This is a genomic window from Sphingobacterium paucimobilis HER1398 (genome assembly GCF_000416985.1).
GTDB lineage: Bacteria > Bacteroidota > Bacteroidia > Sphingobacteriales > Sphingobacteriaceae > Sphingobacterium > Sphingobacterium paucimobilis.
This window is the reverse complement of the sequence record NZ_ATDL01000014.1, coordinates 14,742-39,812: the sequence shown is the minus strand read 5'-3', so window position 1 is coordinate 39,812 and position 25,071 is coordinate 14,742. Positions and strand designations below refer to the sequence as shown.

15 protein-coding genes are annotated in these 25,071 nt (G+C 41.5%); 3 read left to right on the top strand and 12 right to left on the bottom strand.

From position 1 onward, the window contains the following. Positions 1–14: 14 nt before the first annotated feature. From M472_RS31440 to M472_RS31420, 5 genes are all read right to left on the bottom strand, one after another. Complete coding sequence (locus tag M472_RS31440; protein ID WP_021069866.1) at positions 15–2,723, bottom strand: hypothetical protein; 2,709 nt, start codon at positions 2,721–2,723, stop codon at positions 15–17. A gap of 127 nt (positions 2,724–2,850) precedes the next feature. Then, positions 2,851–4,329, bottom strand: coding sequence for a cardiolipin synthase (cls, locus tag M472_RS31435; protein ID WP_021069865.1), 1,479 nt, complete (start codon positions 4,327–4,329; stop codon positions 2,851–2,853). Positions 4,330–4,426: 97 nt separating this feature from the next. Further along, positions 4,427–5,764: a dihydrolipoamide acetyltransferase family protein gene (locus tag M472_RS31430; RefSeq protein WP_021069864.1), complete on the bottom strand. Its 1,338-nt coding sequence runs from the start codon at positions 5,762–5,764 to the stop codon at positions 4,427–4,429. 103 nt (positions 5,765–5,867) lie between these two features. Continuing rightward, on the bottom strand, positions 5,868–7,124 hold the full coding sequence (locus M472_RS31425) for a competence/damage-inducible protein A (protein ID WP_031301571.1): 1,257 nt from the start codon (positions 7,122–7,124) through the stop codon (positions 5,868–5,870). A 133-nt stretch (positions 7,125–7,257) separates the two neighbouring features. Then, positions 7,258–9,909 (bottom strand): putative LPS assembly protein LptD, encoded by a 2,652-nt coding sequence (locus M472_RS31420; protein WP_235049492.1) that lies wholly within the window; start codon positions 9,907–9,909, stop codon positions 7,258–7,260. Between the two features lie 164 nt (positions 9,910–10,073). Here M472_RS31420 and M472_RS31415 point away from each other — a divergent pair, with 164 nt between their 5' ends. The 3 genes from M472_RS31415 (at position 10,074) to M472_RS31405 (ending at position 12,393) form a co-directional block, all read left to right on the top strand. Continuing rightward, positions 10,074–10,883 carry an N-acetylmuramoyl-L-alanine amidase family protein gene (locus tag M472_RS31415; protein ID WP_021069861.1) on the top strand — a complete coding sequence of 270 codons (810 nt, stop codon included), beginning with the start codon at positions 10,074–10,076 and terminating at the stop codon, positions 10,881–10,883. A 140-nt stretch (positions 10,884–11,023) separates the two neighbouring features. After that, a complete protein-coding gene (locus M472_RS31410; protein WP_022829309.1) occupies positions 11,024–11,971 on the top strand; it encodes an MlaD family protein in 948 nt (315 codons plus the stop codon). A gap of 80 nt (positions 11,972–12,051) precedes the next feature. Then, a complete protein-coding gene (locus tag M472_RS31405; protein WP_021069859.1) occupies positions 12,052–12,393 on the top strand; it encodes a DUF4870 domain-containing protein in 342 nt (113 codons plus the stop codon). A gap of 37 nt (positions 12,394–12,430) precedes the next feature. Here the strand turns inward: M472_RS31405 and M472_RS31400 are convergent, their stop codons facing one another. The 7 genes from M472_RS31400 to M472_RS31370 all read right to left on the bottom strand — a co-directional run bounded on the left by M472_RS31400 (position 12,431) and on the right by M472_RS31370 (position 24,655). Continuing rightward, positions 12,431–14,530, bottom strand: coding sequence for a S9 family peptidase (locus M472_RS31400; RefSeq protein WP_037458404.1), 2,100 nt, complete (start codon positions 14,528–14,530; stop codon positions 12,431–12,433). A gap of 307 nt (positions 14,531–14,837) precedes the next feature. Beyond that, complete coding sequence (locus M472_RS31395; RefSeq protein ID WP_021069857.1) at positions 14,838–15,263, bottom strand: TRASH domain-containing protein; 426 nt, start codon at positions 15,261–15,263, stop codon at positions 14,838–14,840. Positions 15,264–15,290: 27 nt separating this feature from the next. Further along, positions 15,291–16,403, bottom strand: a complete 1,113-nt coding sequence (locus M472_RS31390; protein ID WP_021069856.1) for an efflux RND transporter periplasmic adaptor subunit — start codon at positions 16,401–16,403, stop codon at positions 15,291–15,293. 20 nt (positions 16,404–16,423) lie between these two features. Continuing rightward, positions 16,424–19,582: an efflux RND transporter permease subunit gene (locus tag M472_RS31385; RefSeq protein WP_021069855.1), complete on the bottom strand. Its 3,159-nt coding sequence runs from the start codon at positions 19,580–19,582 to the stop codon at positions 16,424–16,426. 58 nt (positions 19,583–19,640) lie between these two features. Then, on the bottom strand, positions 19,641–21,038 hold the full coding sequence (locus tag M472_RS31380; protein WP_021069854.1) for a TolC family protein: 1,398 nt from the start codon (positions 21,036–21,038) through the stop codon (positions 19,641–19,643). A gap of 90 nt (positions 21,039–21,128) precedes the next feature. Then, positions 21,129–21,551, bottom strand: coding sequence for a hypothetical protein (locus M472_RS31375; RefSeq protein WP_021069853.1), 423 nt, complete (start codon positions 21,549–21,551; stop codon positions 21,129–21,131). A gap of 164 nt (positions 21,552–21,715) precedes the next feature. Further along, the gene (locus M472_RS31370; protein WP_031301566.1) at positions 21,716–24,655 is read right to left on the bottom strand and encodes a M16 family metallopeptidase; all 2,940 of its coding nucleotides are present in this window, start codon (positions 24,653–24,655) and stop codon (positions 21,716–21,718) included. Positions 24,656–25,071: the final 416 nt, after the last annotated feature.

The window sequence follows — 25,071 nt, the reverse complement described above, 5'->3', positions numbered from 1 at the left end:
ACCTCTTTTTGTATTTATTTCACATTATAATAATATACCGTTCGACCGATACGTCCCACATTATCTATTCCTTCTACGACGACCTTATACTTACCATTGCCGTCAGCGTTAAAATAATCTAGGCTAACCACCCCTTTTTCATCCATCACAATATCCGGATTCCAATATACCGTTGTTCTATAATCATTCGTCGACTTACTCTGATCCGTATCGTATTTAGGCACATAGAACTTACGTTCCTTGATATAGCCCAGCGGATATAAATCTACCACATTAGACTTCGGTAACAGCGCCTCTATCTGCGCCAATGTCATACGAGGTCCCTTTGGCTTTTCCTTCTTTGTAATAATCGACACCACCCCATCGTTTTGATACAATCGACTCACCGTTCCCAAGTCATCTCTATTAAAGATCTCAATAGCTTCAATCTCCATTGGAACAATGGAATTAAGTGTATTCTCATCAATAGGCATCCCGTTCAAGAAAAACTGTACCGGCACCCGACTGCCTTGGTTATAGCTACGTGTCAAATAGTACTTCAGAGTCTGGCTGTCATAAGTCACCCCCGTCAATAAAGTATTCAAACACATAGTCAACACATTACAGCCACTCAGGCGATCTCCTTCAATGCGGTGATCTGCCATAGAAAGCCCTGATAGTGCCGAAAACTCTTTGCTGGTACGCACTTCCTTTCGTGAAGCTGTAACCGTAACTTCATCGATCAGATTTGATGTTCTAAATTCATTCTTACTGTTCGCTAGATAATCCACCATTTGCTTATCTATATTCAAGATATCGTTCGCTTTATAGGGATTGTCATTATCAACATCCGGATAAAAAGATTGATCCAAGTTAATAACAAGATTTCTATAATTGTCGTTGCTTCGTGCATTTATTGTCACCTTGACCGAATCGGGAAAGTTCAAGTCCTGGAAAACAAAGCGCCCATCTTTATCCGTATAGGCATCTTTTCGCAATGCACGAGCAGGTATAGACAACAACAGTCCTCCATTCGGATAGGGCCTACCTGTATTCAGCCGCAACGTGCCCCCAATCGTTATCCCCTGTTCTGGCATAAAGTTGACCTGTGGATATTTCTCGGCCACCAACTCATCATAACTAAAGCGGCGGAATCCCTGGGTCATCAGCAAAGCATCCAACGCTTGTTTTCTATTGGTGACTTCCTTATCAAAATAATAACCAGGTTTTTCGATATACCCTTTCAGATCCGATGTCAATAGAAGACTGCTCAATATGCCATTTTCCTGATGGTCATCATAAGGGACCTTCGTCTCATCTATTACCGAGATGGACAACGAACTGATCAACTTCTCCGAAGTAACATTGCTTATATCCAATTTTACTTTTTCTTTCTTCGCATAATTCGCCTTATCCGTTTTTACCTGAAGACCAAGATCTTCAGCAAATCCATAAAATACCAAACGCTCGCTCAAAGCTTTTCCTTCAGGACTCATCAGCGTAAATTGAATAATACCGTTTGGCAGATCTTTAGTAGGAACCGACAACGCCAGACTCGCATTTTTCATCTTAGCCTGTGCACCATAGATAAGCTGTCCATTCATTTGTCCAAAAATATAAAAAGGCTGATTTTCGACTTTTGGAAAATAGCTGTCGCCAGTAACCAATCCGACCTGTATAGCCTCTTCCTCTACGTTGGTCACTACCACATTTATACCTTCGGACTGCACAGCAGGAAGGTCAAAAGTCTTTTCTCCCCCGCCATCGACTGAAACAACAGCTTTGTAGTGTTCATCGGCCAGCGGCAATAGGTTGAAGTATCCCATGCCTAGCCCCAGATCAGCAAATTCAACCACGGTCTTCTTTTTACTGTCGATGATTTTACCTTTTACACGCACTCCCTTACCTTCTGTACCAACCGCTTTAAAAGCAACATTCTTGGCTACTCCGGCTAACAAATCTCCTCCTTCCGGAAAGAACTGCACATCCAAAGTTTCTGCCAATGCATTCTTCAAGGGAAAGTCACCGACCAATGAAGATTCACCATCAACTTTCACAATCAGACGACCTTTCTTCAGCATTTCTTTGTCTTTAGAAGAAAAAGAAAGCGTTACCCTCCCCATATCATCCGTTTCTGATTTTCCTTTATCAAAAGGGTCCCAACCATCTATAGCTTCCCAAGTCACCTTCTTTTTGCTCAGTAAAGTGCCTTTTGAATCCCTAAATTGAATCGTAGCTTTCGTTTTATTCCCTTCGGGTTGGTAACTGATCTCTGAGGCAAGCTTCTTATTAATAGCATCTCCGACAGTGACAACTTTATTAAAGAAATAACCGACATCAAAATTCATCATCCATTTCGTATATGCCCTAAACCGATAGTTATCCTGTTTGACGACCTGTGGATCCAATACAAAGTGACCAGATCCCGAATTATTCTTTAGCGGAATACGTAATGTCTGGATCAATGAATCCCGACCATTGATGATATCGACATACGCAATCTTACTCGGATCATAGGCTACTGGATTGTGATAAAGATAAGTCTTAAACCAGAGCGTATCCCCTACGGCATAGTAAGGTTTATCGAAATGCACATGCACTTTCTCCAACGGATACACGCCAAAATACTTCTGTACACGATCCACCACCGTGTTGATAGGTATTCGAGGCACTTCCTGCGCCGGTAAGGTCTGAACGAATAAAAGCAATAAGAATACGGAATAAATAGAATATATCTTTTTCATGTAATAGTTTATCTTGAACCGGTTCTCGGTCCCATCAAAGAGTATTTAGCTAAAGATAAATATTTTTACTTTTATCTGTTACAAAACCTCAAATTAACAAGCCAATTTAACACATTTTCAGGTTTACCTACAATAAAGGCGCCATCAGCCGGCATACCGAGTCCACTCCTCGCTTCCAGCGTGACCGGTTCATCCAATCCGTAAGCGTCAGCACCTCACAATCCAGCTTATCGGAGTCAAATAAGTTTTCTGCCTGTGTACACAGCGAGGTATCCGAAACTACAGCTGCGATCTCATAATTAATATAAAAGCTCCTGATATCCAAATTCACCGTTCCGATAAAGGTCAACTTACCATCCACAGTCATAGTTTTGGCATGTAAAAACCCCTTCTTATAAAGCAATACATCTACACCACGCTCCAATAGAGGCTTTAAGAAAGAAAAGGAGGCATGTTGTACAAAATAAGAATCTGACGTAGCTGGAATCATCAATTCCACTTTCACTCCAGAAGCTGCTGCCACAATCAAAGCCCGCTCCAACTCCTCACTCGGGATATAGTATGGCGTGCATAACCGTATATGTTGATTAGCCTCCCCGATAGCGATCAACATAGCCTCCATATTATAAGGTCCTACCGAAGCAGGATCACTGGAAACAAACCCTACTCCAGCATCACCGCTCGCCTCCTTATTCATTCTTATCATATGCAGATAGCCATCTTCCAGCAGAAAAGGCTCACCGTCAGTCTGATTCCAGGAACTCCAAAAATTTATCTGCAGCATATTGATGGCCAACCCCTCCATACGCAAGGAGATATCCCGCCAATAAACCGCTTTTCGACTAGCCGAAGTATTGCTATAACGATCCGAAATATTGATTCCCCCGACATATCCAATCCTACCATCAATCACTACGATTTTACGGTGGTTTCGATAATTGGAGTTCGCCAAAGAAGTGAACGTCACAGGCAAGAAGGGATGAAAATCGATTCGTGAACCCTTTGAACGGCGCATATATTTTACCAGATCAGGCGAACCAAAACTATCTACGATCAATCGCACGACGACACCTTCCGCAGCCTTTTCTTCCAATATATTCAGAATTTCCAATCCCACATGATCAGGCTGAAAAATATAATACTCCATATGGATAGAATGTTTGGCATTTTGCAAATCCGCTTTCAGCGCAGCAAATTTTTCTTCACCATTTACCAATAGCCGTACATCGTTATCCAAAGTTGGCGACGACAGCCTTTCTCGCTTCATCAACCGGAATACCTTAGAGAGGTCACCGATTTCCTCATGAATATCCCGGATAAAAGATTCCATAACAGGGTCCAACAACTCCCATTGCTTTTCCAAACGCTGTGCCTGTTGCTTATTTATCTTTTTCATTTTCTGGACTTTCACAAACTTCTGTCCAAAAAAATAGTATAAGAGCAACCCAAGAAAAGGAATAAATATAATCACCAAAATCCAGGCGATCGTCTTCGTAGGATTGCGGTTTTCAATCAGGATAGCACTGATCACACCCGCATAGAGAATCAGTAAAGGAACCCAATACCAACTTAAGGCAAAATCAACAAATGGCTTTATTGTCTCCATAGGACGACTATTTATTTTTCAATCGAAATATACCAATTATTAAAGGGCTATACAAGAGAAAAGCCTATGCTCCGCATAGGCTTTTCTCTTGTATAAGTTATATCTCTCGATCTTTATCCCAATTCTCGAGATAGTCGCCAACTCTCTTTAGAAATGTACCCCCTAGCGCACCATCAATAACGCGATGGTCATACGACATGGTAAGATACATCATATGACGGATAGCAATTACATCTCCGTCCGGTGTTTCCAGTACAGCCGGTTTCTTAGTAATCGTACCGACAGCCAATATCGCTGCCTGTGGTTGATTGATAATAGGCATACCGAAAATATTGCCAAAAGCACCAATATTGGTAAATGTAAATGTTCCACCTTGCGTATCATCCGGCTTCAGCTGATTACCGCGCGCACGCTGAGCTAAATCATTGACAGATTTGCTCAAACCGACCAAACTGAGCTGATCCGCATCTTTAATGACCGGAACAATCAAATTTCCAGAAGGCAGAGCCGCCGCCATACCTATATTAATATGCTTCCTTTTAATAATGTTATGTCCATCAACAGATACATTAATCATAGGGAAGTCCTTCAAAGCCTTGGTAATCGCTTCAATGATCAAAGGGGTAAAAGTAATATTCTCGCCCTCCCTTTTCTTAAAGCTATCCTTCACCTTATTTCTCCAATTCACCAAATTAGTGACATCCGCTTCGACCACCGAAAACACATGTGGCGACGTACGGATACTATTGACCATATGATCCGCAATCAAACGTCTCATCCTGTCCATCTCGATCACTTCATCTCCATGGGATGCCTTCACCACCTGCACAGGGGCAGCAGGCGCAGGTTTATCGATACTTTTCTCTGCGGCTGCGACCGAACCAGTACCGCTTGGCCGAGAGTCTGATTTGCGCTGTATATAATTTAGAACATCTTGTTTGGTCACTCTACCGTCAGAACCCGAACCTTGGATACTCGCCAACTCTTGAAGTGCAATTCCTTCCTGTTGGGCAATACTTTTCACTAATGGCGAATAAAAACGTTCATCAGTGTTTCCATCCACCATTGGCGTAGCTACGGCCGAGTCTTCCAGAACATCTAACCCCGGGATAGATACGGTATCTTTACTATCTTCGACAGCCTTATCTTCGACGGGCGCCGTTACAGCAAAGGATTCTTCGGGATCACCAGCACCCTCAACCTCCAATAAAGCAATCACATCGCCGACTTGGGCAACCTGTCCCTCCTCAAATAGAATTTCTTTTAGCACACCTTCAACAGGTGAGGGGACTTCTGAGTCAACCTTGTCGGTAGCTACTTCGACCACGGTATCATCCTCATCAATCCGATCTCCAACAGCCTTCACCCATTTAGTCAAAGTCGCCTCAGAAACACTCTCTCCCATCTTTGGAAGTACCAATTTGAATATTCCCATAATTATTTTGTGTTTTATCGCACTAAGTTAAAGAATTACGAATGAAATCCCTAAAAACAAAATATAATATTTAGAACAAACAGCAACGTAAAATTATATTCCATCATTTAGAGTTATCCTTCTTATACAATTTCCACAACATATTCAAAGCCTGTGCCATACTACGTTCAATATTCACCTGCCTGTCATTTCTGAAATGGAACAATTGAGTCACGGTTTCGTGAGGGCCACTCACCGCAATCCAAACCGTCCCCACAGGCTTATCCGGTGTTCCTCCTGACGGCCCAGCGATCCCACTTGTAGCAATACCATAGTCAGCCCCTCCTAACGACTTGACACCTTCTGCCATCTGGATAACAGTCTGTTCGCTTACCGCACCAAAACTGGCAAGAACTTCTTCATCCACTCCCAACACCTGTTGCTTGATACGGTTATGATAAGCAACGATACCACAATCGAACATAGCACTGGCGCCCGGCACCGCAGTAATCGAGCCCGCCAAGAGCCCTCCAGTACAACTTTCCGCAACTGCCAACCGAATATTGTCTTTGGTAAATCGTTCGACAACAGCCTCTTCGATCGTGACATCTTTTTCTGCCACCAGATAGTCCTCGACACGCACCGCTATCTGTCTCGCAAAACCATCCGTCTCTTTCTTGACATCCGCCTCATCATGCCCCATAGCAGTCAAGCGGAGACGTACAGTACCCAACTTCGGCAAATAGGCCAAATGAATATGCGCAGGCAATTCAGACTCAATATCGCCAATAAGATCAGCTAAATACGATTCGCCTATTCCCATAGTCACCACATGAGCATGATATATGGACACCTTGGCACGATAGTCAGCCAATCTAGGCACCACTCTTTTTTCCATGAGAAACTTCATTTCAAAAGGCACACCTGGCAAAAAAGCAAAACATTTTCCATCTCGCTCGATCCACATTCCCGGCGCAGTACCAACATCATTGAACAATACATCACAGCAGGCCAATACATCCGCTTGCCCATAGTTCATATCAGGCATTGCGCGGCCATTGCCAAACTTTTCAAAAATCGACTTAACATGACGCAACACCTCCTCATCCCTAACCAAGGTCGTCTGAAAGAAAGAAGCAATAGCTTCTTTGGTTACATCGTCCTTCGTTGGGCCAAGTCCGCCAGTTACAAGGATCAGATCCGAGCGTTTAGCAGCTTCCGTCAGGGCATGTAATATCGCGTCTTTGTTGTCTGATATAGAGACAATCTGATGAACAGCGATATTTAAGGAATCCAAAAGCTGTCCTAGCCAGGCCGAGTTTGTATCGATTACCTGTCCAAGCAGTATTTCATCACCTATCGTTATTATTTCAGCTTTCATAGTTACCATAGTTATAATTTCAGCTTTCATAGTTACCATAATTATAATAAAGTAATGAAGTTATATGAAGTATACACATGGCCTAGGCTCCTTTTATAGCTTACATAACCTGTATCACTGCTATAACTTTATTTTAATAGGTATAATGGCTATTCCGCTTTGTCAATTTTAAATCCTGTAATACAGAAGCCTTAGCTCTGATCGTAATATTATAACTCTGATAACGACCAAATGGAACCCAACCCACAGACATATCCCAACAGTGCAGATCCCGATAGATGGAGAAACGTGTCATAGAGACCTCCTTCTGCTTGAAATCATAGCCCGAGTTGAACTGTATCTTCCATTTCGGAGTTACGTTTACATCACCATGTACTTGGACTGTAGCGGAATATTTAGCGACTTCCCGCCGTAGATCCCTATCAAATTCCTTATTATACTGAAAACTAAATGATCCCGCCAAATTCCAAGGGATGTTAAAATCAACAAAGGCATTAGGATCTCTACTGATACGGGACAGAGCTTCCGATTGTTCTTTTGTCATATTGGGCATACTGTTACGCATGGAGTCAATATTTCCACTCCTACTTTTCGCAGCATCAGGATTAAAACTATAGTCAAAGGAAAGTCCAAAATTCGTTAATCGTGCCAGCTTACCACTTTCTATAGTGAAGCGGTCGATCCGCTGACCTCTATAATCCAACTCATAGGGATCAAATGTTCCGTTGAAATTCAAATTGATCTTTTCCTTAAATAGCGAGGTCCTACCTGAAAAACTGATCGTTGAAAGCTTGAGCGAGTCCGCAGCAAAGTTATAGTTCCCACTAAAAGTCAAGCCCTGCAGGATAGGAATTTTTTTAGTGCCTTTGCCAGTACTATCATTCTCTGTTCTGACTTTAGCCTCAATATTATTATCTACGGAAAAACCAATACCCATCGAACGTCCTGAAGATGGCCCTCCAAAAATAGCACCATCAAAAATCGAGTACTCAGACAGGCGACCATTCTGATCGATAAAAGATTTGTAGAAGCCAAATCTCGGATCCGAAAAATCGGGTCTATAGTTAAAGTTGACAGAAGGTGTGACCACGTGACGTACTGCCTCTATCTTCCCTATTTTGGGAGACATCATACCGTATATTTTAGTAGATAGTCCACTAGAAAAAGAATAATCGTAAGCCCTTCTAAACCCTGATACCGTATCCCGCACATCGACATAACCGTTAAGCTCATTATCCACTCCTTTGCGAATAGTCTGTAAATACCAACGCTCCGTATAGTTCATTGATGTATTAAACTGGAAATATTTGAATGCGTTCAAACTCAAGCTTACAGGTATATTATGTTGAAATCCGTTTGTAAATTGCTTCAGCGCTTCCTTTTTGAAAAGAATTGAATCTCCTGTCGAAATCGAGTTTCTTCCCTGCAAGCTATAACCAACCGTAATCCGTTGGTACCATTTCTGCTCACCAACACGATCTTTGGAGTCAAACGGGTTAAATGTGGACACGTTCAGCGCAAAAGTAGGTAACTCCAAATCCACTTTACCCGAAGCCATATCCTGTCTATGGCTCAAACTGGACGTAAAGTTGACCTTTCCATCGGCAAAGACCTTCCCGTAACTTATCGACGATGACATGTTATTACGAGTCAACTGATCATAATCATAGGTACTATTGGCGCCTGTATTCTGAAAATAAGAAGCCGTACCAAAATTGACCGAAGCCGAAAAAGAAGTTCCCGGATTCGCCTCTTGACGCTGTGTATGGTTCCATGTAACGTTAAAATCCTTATTACTACCATAGTTACTAGCTCCTTCTGTCCCCACCTTTGTCGATGCGTAACGAATATTAAAGCCTCCACTATACTTGTAGTTCACCATATAGTTAGTGCGCACAGATGCGTCCCATGAACCTTTAGAGTAAAAACTTCCTCGAAGTTCCGAATCCCAATAATCATTGAACGTAAGATACCAACCCAAATCGCGCAGACCAAAACCTCGAGCAACATCGTCTCCAAAAGAAGGAAATAAAAAACCCGAAGATTTTTTATCCTGTTTAGGAAAAAAACCGAAAGGCAAGGCTATAAACTTGAGAGGAATATTTTGTACCACTAAATACGAAGGCCCTGCTATAATCTGTTTATCAGTGACCAACCCTTTTGTAATATGTATACCGAAGTGTGTATGCGGCTCAGGAAGATCACAGGTACTATACAAGCCTTTAAAAATAGACATCTCATCATAGAGATTTTTACGTAATACCCGAGCCTGAATAAAACCACCATCGACCTCCGTCATAATTCCGAAAGTCTTGCCCTCTTGCGACTTGTAATTATAGCGCAACGAATCCACCGCCTTTGGCGTATCATTGGGAAACAAGACTACTGGGCGTCCCACGTACTTACCATTATGATCCATCATCCCACTGGCGAAAAGTATATTGGTATTACGATCCAGACGGATATAGTCGGCCGCAAGTTCAAACTCTTGGTACTTTACTTTTGCTCCTTTATACAAGTGGATAATATTTTTGCTGACCTCATTCCATGAAGAGTCATTGGCCACGATAGTAACGACAGTCTCCAGCCCACTTTCCCCCTTCATAACTACTGTATCTTTTCCGCTTGCTATCTTAAGGTGATTTGTTGTTGTATCATTGGCATTTAATACCGTATCTTGCGTGTTGATAGCTGTAGATTTCGTGCTTTCCACTTGAGCGAACACTGTATGTGTTCCTAAGAATAAGAACACCAATAGGAGTAAAAGACGAGTAGGCGTTTCCAAAGTCGAAATACGAGATATTATTTTAGTCGTAAAAATAAACTATTACTGGCAAAAGTAGTCAAAATCATTAATAAAAGGTTCTTATTTTTATCATATACAATTAAACAACTATCTTTGTCAGTTCGTTATAAATCAGCTAGGACAAAAATGTAAAAAAAATGCCGATGAAATTTTTAAATATTGTTAAAAAACTAAGCTTCACCTTACTTACTTCTACTATATTAGCAACCTCTGTTTCATTCGCTGCGACCACTAACGATCCTCCATCCACAAAAAACAAAAAGACCTTTACCATAGTAATTGATCCGGGTCATGGAGGACCGGCCACAGGAGCAGCAGGACGTAGATCGCTAGAAAAAAACCTCGTACTGGACATCTCAAAAAAATTAAAGATAGAGTTGGAAAACAAACTGGCTATCAATGTCATTATGACACGTACGACAGACGTCGATATCCCTTTCCGAACCCGCTCCGAAATAGCCAATAAAAACAATGCAGACATCTTCCTCTCTATACATGCAAACTCCACGAGCCAACGGACTTCAAAAGCTTCTGGAACTGAAACCTTTGTACTGGGATTCCACCGTATGTCCGAACAAGATGTAGCTATCCGGGAGAATGCGGATATGTTGCTACATGATGACGACAACAGCGACTTAGGGAGCTTCGACCCGAAGGACCCTTCCAGTTATATCGTCTTCAAATTAATGCGCAGACAATACCGCGACCGCAGTATACGATTGGCTTCCTACATACAGCATGAGTATACCGCCTCAAAGCGTGTAGACCGTGGCGTAAAAGAACAGGGATTAGCCGTTCTTGCTCGTGCTTCCATGCCCGCCGTATTGACCGAAATCGGTTTTATAAACAATTCCGAAGAAGAGAGCTACATGCTCTCTGAGGAAGGACAGGCCGAAATAGTAGAAAATCTCTTTCAGGCTATAAAAAAGTACAAATTATCCACAGAAAAGTAAACATTTGTGCTCTATTTATTGTTTAATAAAACATGAAGCTCCTTTTGTATCACAATCATCGAATTGGATATAAAAATGAATTTCTGTATGTTTAAACTGTTTATATTGAGGCATAAGCTAAACCCTTAAATGATTGTATTTTGAAAATATCAAACGAAACTAAAGTAGGTGCATTAACGGCAATCGCAATTGCCTTATTATTTATCGGTTACAGCTTTTTACGGGGAAACGACGTTTTCAGTTCAGACAACATGTTTTATACCGATTACGACAACGTGGATGGTCTTGCAACATCCAAGCCCGTCATGGTGAATGGCTATCAAATCGGTCGTGTATCCAAAATGTCACTCATGGACAATGGAAAAATAAGAACTGAATTCAAAATTAAGAGCGAATATGATATTCCCTCCAATACCATCGCACGCATCGTTAGCGAAAGTATATTGGGCAGTAAAGTTATTGTTTTTGATATTGGCAATAGTAGCACCATGGCTAGGAGTGGCGATCCTTTGCAATCTGATGTACAGGCCAACCTCATGGAAAAAGTAGAGCCTTTACAGAAAAAAATCGAAAACCTCGTTGTCAAACTAGACTCGGTATTGAGCGCTGTAAACACAGCCTTGGATGACGAATTCCAACGTGATTTCAAAAAGAGCCTACGTAGTATATCGGTATCCTTAACCAATATGGAAAAGATTACCAATGATGTAGAAGGACTTATGGGATCTGAGCGTATACGCTTAGCCAAGATCATGCAAAATCTAGAATCCATTACCGATAACTTTAAAAATAACAACGAGAAAATCAACTCTATTTTAGGGAACCTAGACAATCTTTCAGACGACCTCTCCAAAACCGAGATAAAAGCTACTGTTGACAATGCCCATAAAGCCATGAAAGACGTACAAGCTATTACCGGAAAAATAAATAAAGGTGAAGGTTCCATTGGTTTGTTGCTGAATGATGATCAGCTCTATGACAATCTGAATAAAGCTTCGGCAAACCTCAATGAACTCGTTCATGATTTGAAAACAAATCCTGGAAAATACCTGAAAATTTCAATCTTTGGAAAGAAGGATACGAAATAAAAAAATATCACGGTTTTCGGGGACGAAAAGGCACGGGTTTTGTCATTACCTTTGTTCAAAACAAATACAACTTAATAACAATGGACAACACACCAGTAAAAAACACCGTGGAAGAAGGAAAAAGCATAGCGATCATCTCCTACATTACATTAATCGGACTAATCGCAGCTTTCGTCATGAACAAAGACAAAAACAACAGCTTCGCGAAGTTTCATATTCGTCAAAACCTAGGATTACTGGTTATAGGACTAGTTTCTGGAGTATTTAGGTACATCCCTGTGGCTGGCGCGATTATAGGAATGGTAGTAGGTATAGCATTATTGATTCTTTGGATCATGGGACTTATCTCGGCCTTCAATGGCAGCCAAAAAGAACTTCCAGTTGTAGGTCATTTATTCCAAAAATGGTTCAGTACAATATAAAAAAAACGGGATCCAAAATTGGATCCCGTTTTTTTTATTAGAGTGTTTCTTTTAGCCAATCAAAAAACTCCCGTTGCCATACCTGCGCATTATGCCCCGATAGCACCCAGTGATTTTCGTCCGGCATATACACCAATCGACTTTTCACACCTTTAAGTTGTGCCGCCTGGAAAGCCTCTAGTCCTTGTCCAATAGGCACTCGATAATCCTTGCCTCCTTGGAATATCAAGATAGGCGTATTCCATTTGTCTACATGCTTGATAGGGTTAAAATCCGTATAAGTCTTTTCATTTTTCTTGTCCCAGTACGCTCCCCCTAGGTCATGATTCGCAAAAAACAATTCCTCAGTCGTACCATACCAAGAGGTCATATCAAACAGACCACAGTGGGAGATTAATGACTTGAAACGCCCCTCATGAACGCCGGCCAGCATAAATACCGAGTAGCCACCGTAACTAGCGCCTATAGCCCCAATACGGGACTTATCGACATAGCTTTCTTTAGAAAAATCGTCGATTGCAGACAGGTAATCACGGATAGCTTGTCCCCCCCAATCCTTGGAGATATCCTCGTTCCACTTCACGCCCCATCCCGGCATACCTCGTCTATTCGGCAGGATAACGATATAACCTTGCGACGCCATCAACTGAAAACTCCAACGAAACGAATACCCCTGCGTAGTGGCCGATTGTGGCCCCCCCTGACAAAATAATAAAGTTGGATATTTCTTCGTCGGATCAAAGTCAGGTGGATAGATTACCCATGAGAATAAGTCTTCACCATCCGAAGCCTTGGTAAACCGACCTTCGACTTTTGTTTCATTTAATCGCGCATAATGAGCATCATTGACAGTGGTTAACGGGGCAAGCTTTTTCGATTTAAAAGCATAGTGATAGATCTCTGTCGCCTGTGTCATCTTTGTAGAAGTCACCACCAAGCCATCCTTCAACTCACCCACAATACCCGTGATATCAAATTGCCCATCACTGATCTGTTCGATAACAGGCAGTGAACGTACGTTAAGATTTACCGGAACATGAATCGCAAAAAGCTGAACCGTACCTCGTGTCGGAGCGACAAAATAAATCTTCTTATTGTCTTTACTCCAAGCGAATGAATTTACCGTCCCATCCCAATGAGCCGTCAGGTTTACCTTTTGCGAGGTAGATGGATCGACAAGAATAATATCATTCTTATCTGCCTCATACCCGTCAGTTTTCATACTCATCCACGATAGGCGTTTTCCATCAGGGCTGAAAACAGGATTCGTATCATAGCCCAGCATCCCCTCCGAAAGGTTCTTCGTTTTGCCTGTGGCTACCTCATATTCATAAATATCCGTATTGGTACTTGTCGCATAATCCTTTCCGAACTTCTTTTTACATACATAGAGAACCGACTTCCCATCGGGACTCCAGGTAAAATCCTCTGCTCCACCAAAAGGCGCCGTAGGACTATAATAAGGCTCATCCTTCAAAATATCCAGCGCTTCGCCAATCTTTCCGTCCGTATAGCTCGCTATAAACGGATGGTTAAAACGTCCATCATTAAAGCTGTCCCAATGTCTATAGTCCAAATCATCATAGATATAGATATTCGATTTAGGAAGATCCTTGTATTTATCCACACTGTGGTAATTTTTCAACAATACCGCTTTGCTAAAAAGGATATGTTTACCATCGGGAGAAAACTTAACATTCTCCAATCCGCCCTCTACATCGGTCAACTGAACCGCAGCGCCGCCATGTAGATTCTTGCGCCACAACTGTCCTTTAAAACTATAGATGACATCACCATTGGCCTCTATCTTCAAAACAGATTCGCCTCCTGCTTCCGCAGTAAACTGCTTCACCGATTTGTCTGCCAAAGACAGTGCAAACAGATCCTTCTCCGATTTATTATCATTCAACGAATAATACGACACGCCATATAATAAGGTCTTTCCATCAGGGCTCAATCCTTCTGCTGACACACGGCCCAGTTCCCAAAGATCCATGGCCGTCATGTTTTTCTTTCCAAGCGATTCTTGCACTTTTGTTGTGATTAACGATTTATCAATTTTAACTTCCGGCTTTCTCTGCGCGACAGTAGTCACGCTAATCAGCAGAGCTGCAGCCAATACAGACAACTTATTCATATACATACAATTACTTCATTATCATTCGTCAACTATCAAAAACAATTGACCCTATCTTCGGTGATAGGAGTATAAAGTGCAAGATAAGAAAATATCCGAAGAGTAATGTTAACGGGCGTCAACACCATTCTTAAAATTTAGGTCATTAAGATGCCTTTAAAATTAAAACCTGGAAGATAGGCTTTGACAAACTACCTAGAGATTGAAAGCGCGGAACGGTGTAAAACTTCAAAGGTCTTAATCTCGCCATAGGCGATTAAAAAGGCATCTAAATAAAAAAACTATAAACAACTAAAAAACTTACATGCTAACTTTCACTGATAAACTTGTGATAATTTTCTTCCTTTTGAAAATAGGCAACCTCTCCATTATCCCCGACCACAACGATAAATGCATTCGCTTTATCCACTTTCTCTAAAGAGTAAGGATCCGTCGCAATACGGGACTTCTCATCCTTTGGAATCTTTTCCTTACACATATTACAGCATCCATAGTACTTTTTCCCCTCATGCTCGACTAGAATTTGTTCTTTCCCCATATAGGCATCATTCACCATGCACACCAGATTCTGAGGCACCTGCTTCCCTTTCAGGGGATTCTTACTTGTATTTATTTTATTTCCTTCCTCCGATGTTACCACTGAATCCTGCACTTTTTTTTCACTATTGTTGCAGGCTATCAGGGATACCGCAACTATTGTTGTGATACCCCATGTTTTAAATAATCTGTACATATAAAACAGTTTAAAAACTTCTTACTATTATGATTTCTTCATTTCCCCTTTAGCAGGGATTGATGTCCCTTCCAAAATCTCTTCTGTAGCCATCTTGAGAATAGTATCTCCTTCATGGAGCTCCCCAAACACTTCTACTTTATCCGGCATCATACGTCCTTTACTGACAGGCACATTCTTTGTTTTCCCATTTTCAACTCGGATCACATACACCCCCATACCGCTTTCTACAACAGCCATTTTAGGCACAAAGAATGTAGCTACCGTATTCTGTAAAGGGATCACAGTCTCAGCCACCATAAATGGTTTCAGGACATTACCACCATTCGCAAAATCCGCTTCGATCTTTTCTGCTCGAAACTTAGCGTCCAAACTTCCAGACTTACGCGTGACTAATGCCACGTGAGTTGTTTGAGGTTGCGACCTTACATGGAATCGAATCGTGTCTCCTTTCTTGATGTAAGGTGTACTAGCCTCGGGTATAGAAAGATTAAGACGCAACTTCCTATTATCCTGAACCACCAATAATGGTGTTTTCCCCATAGGCCCCACATAGGCGCCCAAATCAACATTCCGATCAGTAATAGTACCCGAAAATGGGGAACGGATTACAAGATAGTTATCAATATCTCTTATCTCTTCGTAGGCAGCTTTAGCCGCATTCAGTTGCGCTTCATCCGACAGCTTGCGTGCTGTAATCTGATCGATAGCATCCTTTGCTATTGCCCCTTCCGTTTTATCAGCATTCAACATACGGTCATAGGTCGACTTCGTAGAAAGATAAATCACATGTTGCGCTTCATACTTGGCCTTTGCACTAGCAACCTGCGACTGAATCTCTGGAGCTTCTAAAATCATTAAAATCTGACCTTGAGACACTCTGTCTCCAATATCCACACGTATGCTTTTTACGTAACTGTTCACTTTAGCAAACAGTTCCGTATATTGATCTGGCATCAGTTCACCCGCTAATTGCAGTTTTACCAATGGATTGCTCTTCGCAATAACGACCGTTTCAAAAGGGTTCATCATCATTCCCTTAGCTTCTTCTTTTTTCTCTTCTTTAACTTCCTTTTTTTCATTATTGCAGGCAGAGAAAATGAACACCAATGCAATAGCTGTATATATTAATAATTTCATGCTTATTTTTTTTAAAACCCTTAATTCGTTGACTGATTAAAATGAACGCTTTCTTCATCTTCCGGATCCAAGGATGGACTAACAATACTTGCCTTCTTCAGCACCCATCCATAGACCAACGGAAGGATAATCAAGACCGAGAAAGTAGAAAAAATCAGTCCTCCGATAACAGCTCTTCCCAAAGGAGACACTTGATCACCTCCCTCTCCAAAACCAATAGCCATAGGTAACATACCAGCAACCATCGCCAATGTCGTCATGATAATGGGACGTATCCGCGACTTGGCAGCTTCTAGTCCTGCCTCTTCTGCATTATTGGTCTTTTTACGTATACTCTCTGCATTACTGATCAACAGTACAGCATTCGCAATAGATACTCCGACAGACATAATCAATCCCATGTAAGACTGTAGATTCAATGTCGACCCCGTTAGATTCAACAGTATTAAAGCTCCCACCATAACAAAAGGAACAGTGGTCAGGATGACCAATGAAGCACGGAATGATTGGAATGTAGCAGACAACATTAAGAAGATCACAACGATGGCAACCAACAATCCTGTAGCTAGGCTTTTCAACGTATCATCCAATACCGGCGCCATACCTGCAACATCAATATTTACCCCCTTAGGTAGTTCACCTAGAGAAGCTATAGCAGCTGTTACATCTTTAGAAGCGCGTTCTAGATCAGTCTTATGGATATTAGCAGTCACTGTGGTATAGCCCATCGTTCCCAGGTTATAGCTCTCCCCCAGTTCTTTTGTAGGCATGATCGTTGCTACATCACCCAAGACAGGCCGTTCCGCATTTTTAGACAAAGGCAAATTTGCCAGCTCTTCCTTACTGTTCAGGATATGCTGCGGCGTCTGTACCTGCACGTCATAAGCAATCCCCATCATACCACCGACCCAAAAGTTTTTGTTTGTATATCTTGTAGAGGCAGTTGCTGCCACGAGCGATTTTGCAATATCCTGAGCATCCAGCCCCAATTGTGCTGCACGAGTACGATCAATATTGATCTGCAGAGCCGGATAATCCATCGATTGAGGCACCTGTTGATCACGCATATACTCGATTTCTTTTAACTTCGTCAACAGTTTATTGGCATACATCCGGTTCATCTTCTTCATCATTCCCGATACCCGTATCTCGATCGGATTATTAGCACCTTGGCTCAAAATTTTCTCGGTAAGTTCGATAGGTTCAAAAGAAATATGCAAGTCCGGCATTTTCTCTTTGTAATATGCCCGTAGCTTATCCTTGAGCTCGTCAGAATTACCATTGAATTCTTTCAAAGCCACCTGCATCAGTGCCTCGTGGGGACCTGCATTATAAAGATAGATAGGACTCACCGCAAAAGTAGAGGGGTGTTGACCGATAAATACGGAAGAAATAGCGACGTTATCCTTACCTACGACATTTCCTAGATGATCTAAAAATCCTTTCACCTTTGCCTCTGTAACTTCGATACGCGTTCCTTCAGCAGCCTTAATCCGGACCTGGAACTGCCTAGAATTTGCAGTAGGCAACACATCTTTCCCTATGATATGGTACATTCCAAATACCGCCAATCCAACACCAACTATACTGACGACCACAATCGGTTTCCTAAATTTCATCATCCGCGTCAACAAGGACACAAATTGTTTTCTAAAACGTGCAAACCAATCCTCTTTATATGAAGAATTCGTGCAGGTAGCAGGACTATGCTTCATCATCCAATTTCCCATGATAGGCACAAAAGTCTGTGACAACAAGAAAGAAACTATCATTGAGAAGCCAATAGCTAAAGCCAGGGGCATAAAAAGAGATCCTGGAATACCTGTCATCATAAATGCAGGAGCAAATACGGCAAGAATACAAAGCATGATCAGCAACTTCGGAAAAGCGATCTCTTTACAAGCACCCCAAATAGCCTGTGCACGGGTTTTGCCCATAGCAAAATGCTGATGTATATTTTCAATGGTGACCGTACTCTCGTCGACCAAAATCCCGATAGCCAGAGCCAGCCCAGACAGCGACATGATATTGATAGTCTGTCCGAAAAGCTTTAAAAACAAAACACCTGATATAATGGAAATCGGAATTGTCATAATAACAATCAACGCTCCACGTCGATCATTCAGAAACAGCATAACCATCAAGCCAGTCAATAGCGCCCCAAGCACCCCTTCGATAATCAAACTCTTTAAGGCATTGGATATATACACAGATTGGTCAAACTCATAAGAGATTGTGACATCATCTGGCATATTACGCTGTATTTTAGGCAATGATTCCTTCAGTGCATTCACCACGTCAAGCGTTGAAGCATTGCTAGCTTTTGCAATATTGATATACACGGAGCGTTTTCCATCGATCAGCGCATATCCCGTAGCAATATCTGCCCCATCCTTCACTGTTGCAATATCACGGATATACACATTGTCTACCGTACCTTTAAATAAAGGCACATCACCCAATTCCTCTACAGTTTTGACTGTATTGTTGGTTGGTGTGAGATAATTGGTATCACCGATATACACATTGCCCGAAGGCGAGGTAATATTATTTCTACTGATCGCTTCGACAACCTGTTCTGGCGAAAGGTTATGAGCACGCAATTTAACCGGATCGATATTGATCTCTATCGTACGGGGACTACCACCGAATGGTGGTGCTGTTGTCAGTCCAGGAATAGCAATCAGAAACGGTCTTGCATTAAAATTAGCTATATCCTGAAGCTGATTGTTATTTTTCGTATGGCTACGAAAGACCAGCTGTCCCACGGGCTGTGACGAAGAGTCAAATCGGATAATAAATGGGGGTGGCGCTCCCGGTGGCAGAAATACCTGAGATCTCGTTGACAAAGCATTGATCTGTGCCAGCGCCTCCCCCATATTCGTTCCTTCATAAAAAACAACTTTCATCAGGGTCAGTCCCTGTGTATTCTTCGATTCGATACTCTTAATACCGTTGGTAAACAACAGCATGTTGACATACATCTTCGTAAAATAACCTTCCATCTGTTGCGGCGTATATCCATTAAATGAATGTGCCACATATACCACTGGTAGATCCATCTCCGGCAAAATATCTACTTTAACCTCTTGGGCTGCCTTAATCCCAAAGAATAGTAACCCCAGTACCATTACGATAACCGCTATAGGCTTCCGGAGTGCAAATCTTATTAAATCCATATGCAAATAATTACTTCACGATCCGCTAAGCAGCGGATCTATTTCTTTTAATATACTTTTATCTGATCCTGGCATCCAAGAATATCGTAAGATCTCCGGACGCTGCCGCCAAGAGCAATAAACTTTGCCACATGTTATTCTGCGCGATCTCATAGTCTATTTCCGCACGATGCAGACTGTACAGTGCCTGTGTAAAATCCACCAATGTCGTCAATCCATTCTCATAAAGTGCCGTGTGTTGCTTATAGGCTAACTGTGCAGCTGCAAGCTGTATCTTCGTCTCTTCAAAATTTTCAAAAGAATTGTTGATTTGCTTTTTTGCGAGCATCGACTGTGCATCCAAGTCTTTTTGTATACGGTCATAATCATGCTGTAAAGAGCGTGTCATCAAGCGCTGTTCGCTGACTTTATGATCAAACCGAAAAAGATTGGTTATATTCCAGGTTAGCGAAAATCCCAATAAAAAATTGCCTCGATCGATCCCCACTCCTTTGTGATAAGAAGATGAATAAGCAGAATTATCCTGTACGTAATTCCAGTCAAAACCGGACCCACGTCCCTGTATCACGCCAAATCCCGAAAAGTTTGGTTTCCTATTGGCTCTAAACAGCTGTTCAGATTCTTTGCTTTCGGCTATTTTTGACTGTTGCCAAACAAGGAAAGGATGATTTTCAAGATTAAAATTCATTCCCTTGTCCAACATTAACTTGGGTGTTACCGTGCTGTAGGTACTATCCAGCCTATACAACTGAAAATCCTCTCCTATCAATACCGACAACTGTTTGGAAAATTCCAACTCCTTATCAAAGGATTTAATCTCCATCGACTTGGCATTGGACACTTCTGCTTTCGCCAATGAAGCATCTACTTCCGGAATCAATCCACTCTTTGCACGGGTATTGGTCATTTCAAAGAAAACCTGTGCCCGTTCAGCATTTCTCTGTTGTATGTATTTAATACGTTGACTCGCCAAAAGATTGAGGTAGGTTGCCCCCACTTTGACCTGGTGCTGAAAAACCTCTTGATTAACGTCGGCCACTGCAGTGCGTTCTTTGGACAAAGCCAGGTCAACCTGCTTCTTTAGACGGCCAAAAGTAAATATGTTCCAATTGACATTAGCAAAATATAACGACCCAAAAGCGGCATTCCAATTTTGTTCAGCCAGCGGCATAGAGGTCGCTGCAGAGCCCATTCCACCATAGGCATATAAAGGGCCATTTTGTGCGTTTATAGTACCATAACTCTGTTGAGCAGCCACTGTAACATCTGGCAGATATTGTTTTTGCTGATAAGCGGTATATTGTGCGGAAGCCTCAACAAGGACTTCCTTGGCTTTGATTTTATCATAATTATCAACAGCCAGTTTTAGCGCATTCTTAAGATCTAGTACCTGGGCAATACTACTTACAGAGAATCCCATGACCATACCTATAGATGCTATGAACTTGATATTCATCTATACGATACATTTAAAATAAAAAAAAGGAATAGTACGACTTCCGCTAAGGGAAACCGCATTGATACTTAAATGAAGATAGACGAGGGTTTAAATTCTATAAACGCAATAGAAAATATAAAGTGGATTGCTCCAAGGGACTAATTTGGTAGAATAATAATGTGCATTGAACAGGAAATCTCCTTCGACACCCCTATCAAACAGCGCGCCCAACATCCGTTCAGGAAATACATGAGCAAATATCTTAAAGGCAAAGTCAGTATGTCCACTCCCCGATGTAGATACATCTACTTTCAGTGTCTTACTGGCATGCTTACAACAGTCCTTTTTAGATTTCTTCAGGTTCTTTTCTTTGCCAAGACATATCGGACAAGGTTGATTTCCTACTGCCGCCGAAGAGGTTAAGCTAACCAACCTGACCGCCGCTCCCTTACACTCATGCGAAAACTGCGTGAAGCCCGAAGACAACAGCAGATACAGAAGCGATATTAAAACGACGAATAATTGTCTCATAGCAACAGCCACAAAGTTATGCAACGAAGATAGGTTTTCATTTATATCATTCCGATGAAATGTTGTAAAATTTTGGTGTCAATAAAAAAAACGGGGCGCTCTTGAGTTGAGCGTCCCGTTTACATCCATGAATTGAGGTATATGATTAGGTAGTTGTATGTATTTTAATAACCAAATATTTCTGCCAACGTCAATTTCTTGAATTGACCCAAGCTCTTCAGATCATCTGCTTTCAAACCTGATTCGTCAGCCACGATACAATAGATATAAGGTTTTTTACTAAATTCTTTCTTGTGGAACGCATTCACATCAGCAAAGGTAAGAGCCGGTATCTTCTCATAAACAGACTTCCGGATATCCGTCTGATTCCCCAAGCGTTCAGCAGCCAGATAACTATTCAAGATTGCTGTATTAGTTATCCGTTCACTAGCGATAGATTTCATTAAACTGATCTTCGCCGTCTCGAAAGATTTTGAAGATTCCGGTAATACGTCGATAAGCTCATTCATACCTTTTATAGCGTCCATAAATTTGTCGGACTGTGTTCCTACATAAGCACCTACCGTATAATGATTTTCTTTCTTATAAGGAGCGCCGTAAAAAGCATACGTCGAATAAGCTAAAGCTTTGGACTCGCGGATCGTCTGGAAAACAATACTTCCCATTCCGCCACCGAAATAACTATTGAATAAAGACACCGTAGGGGTTAAAGCCGCATTGTAGGTATCCGAATTTCTAAACCAGAAGATATCGGCCTGCTTCATGTTATAGTTAGAAAACAGCACCTGATTTTCGGTCGTAGCCAACTCTTTAAACGATGTACCCTGTGGAATAGTCACAAATGCTCCGGCACCTACCTTCAACGCTGGCAAAGAAGCGGTCAACTGCGCCACCTTCTTAGGGCCAAAATAAAGAACGGTATGTTTGGTCTTCGATAAGTCATGCAATGCCTGCACCAAATCCCCTGCCTTAAGCTGATCTAATTCTGCATCGGTAAATGTATAGTTGAATGGATTTTTCGCACCATACTTTGCATAAGCTTTAAGACCGTTCATGATAGCATCTTTGTTTTCCTTGGCATTCACTCTCGACTTTTTCAACCGGCCGATATAAGCATCGAATGCAGATTGATCCACCACACAATTTCTCAATAGATCTTGTATCAAGGCTACAGAAGCTTCAAAATTACGATTCAGTCCGGCTATAGAAACAGTCGTTTCTTCATTACCTGCAGAAACAGAAAAATCAGAAGCTAACTTATAAAAATCCTTACTGAATTGCTCGCTACTCTTCTCTTTAGTTCCCAGAAACTCCAAGTATCCGGCGGCTAATCCCAACAGTCTATTATTCCATGATCCCAAAGGAAAGCGATATACTAAACTGAACAATTCATTGTCTTTATTTTCTACGGCCAAAACATCCACGCCGTGAGAGGAAGACTTCTGAATATCTTTGCTGTAATCCAACCATACCGGTTTAATTTCCTCTTCAGGCATCGCATTAACTTTCGTCAAGAACTCCGATTGCGCTTCCCGGTTTACAGTTACCGGTGTGATCTCCGGTTTCACGACCTTCACCACATTCTCATCTACTCCCTGACGCTTGTAAATAGCCACATAGTTTTGATCGTTCAGATATTTGTTGGCAAAATCAACGATATCTTTTTTAGTCACCGTAGCTAACCAATCGGTATTGCGCAACTCATTAGCCCAATCCAACTCGGAGGTAAAGGCCCCCATTAACTCTTCCGCTCTACTTTGGTAACTATCATTTCGTGCAATTTGGGACTTGCGCTCATTATTGACAATAGAAGTAATCAAACCCTCAGAGAAATCTCCTTTACGCAGTTTCGCCAATTCGGCCAATAGCAATTCTTTAACCTGATCCAAAGACTGTCCCTGAGACGGATTCCCCTGAAGGATCAACATCGAATAGTCTTTTAGGATATAAGGGAAAGCACCTGCACCTAATAACTTCTGTGATTTTACCAAGTCCAAATCGATCAATCCGGCAGAACCGTTGGTCAATATGCTTCCTAAAAGATTAAGCATCTGAGCATCCTTGGTAGCTGCTCCCGGAAATCTAAATCCTAAGAATAAAAACTCTGAATTGGGTCCCTTCACCTCTTTAATGATGGGACTTGTAATCGGTTTTTCGGGCGCAAAGTTGTAAGGAGGTACATCTTTGCGCTGCATATAAGCAAACGCCGCATCCACCTTCTTGATCATAGCTGTAGGATCAAAATCTCCTGACATGATGACCCCCATGTTATTGGGCACATAATATGCGTCAAAATATGCACGAATAGCTTTCAACGAAGGGTTTTTAAGATGTTCCACGGTGCCTAATACCGTTTGTTGTCCATAATTATTGGTTGGGAACAACCCTTCGAACATAGCCTCTATCGCCTTACGGTTGTCCGTATCCAAACCGATGTTTTTCTCTTCATAAACAGCTTCTAGTTCGGTATGGAACAAACGAAAGACTGGGCTTCTGAAACGTTCGGCCTGTACCGCAAGATACTTGTCGACTACGTTGTTGGGAATATCTTCAATATAAACGGTCTGCTCGAACGAAGTAAAAGCGTTGGTTCCCTCTGCCCCCATATTGCTCATGAGTTTATCATATTCATTGGCAATCGCATACTTAGCGGCTTCACCAGAGACTTCATCGATTTCTTTATAGATAGCCTTACGCTTAGCCTCGTCTTTTGTGGAGTTATAGTCTTCATAGAGACCATCAATCTTATCCAACAAAGGCTTTTCCTTTGCCCAATCCAAAGAACCAAACCGATCTGTACCTTTAAACAATAAGTGCTCGAGATAATGTGCTAACCCTGTATGATCTTTAGGATCTGTTTTACTTCCCGCTTTGGTCGCGATATAAGTTTGGATCCGCGGCTCTTTCTTACTGGGACTAAGAATAACCGTCAAACCATTTTTTAAGGTATAGAACCTTGAATGTGTGGGATCGTTGGAGACATATTTATACGAATATCCGCCTTCCTCGCCTTGTTTCCATTCGTAATTGACTTTTTGCGCTTGACTCGTTCCTACGGAGATGAACAAAAACGCAAACATTGAAAAAACTTTAGCTTTCTTCATATTTGTACTTCGCTGAGTTTACATATACAGTCTACCTGTTTATTTAAGGCACTGTTAGGGTTACAGTCAAATTTAGGCTTATTATCAATGAATTCAGCCACACTGCTTATTTTCGATAAATTTTTCGGAAACAAATCCCGAATGCAAAAATATTAACAAAAACATGAACCTTTTAAGCGTAATTACACATGATTTATTCAGAAATAAACTTAGGTCAATATGTTTTACCTGTATTTCCTTTCAGTTAAACCCCAAATAGATACCAAGTTCGTTATTCCTTATAAAATTATAGAGATTTTATAAGGGGTAAATAGGGGTTTTATAGAGGGTTCATAGAGGTAAATCACTAGTAATACTCTAGATAATCTCTATCATATTTCTGTATTATCAGAATAATCAGTATATTTAGTAATAAT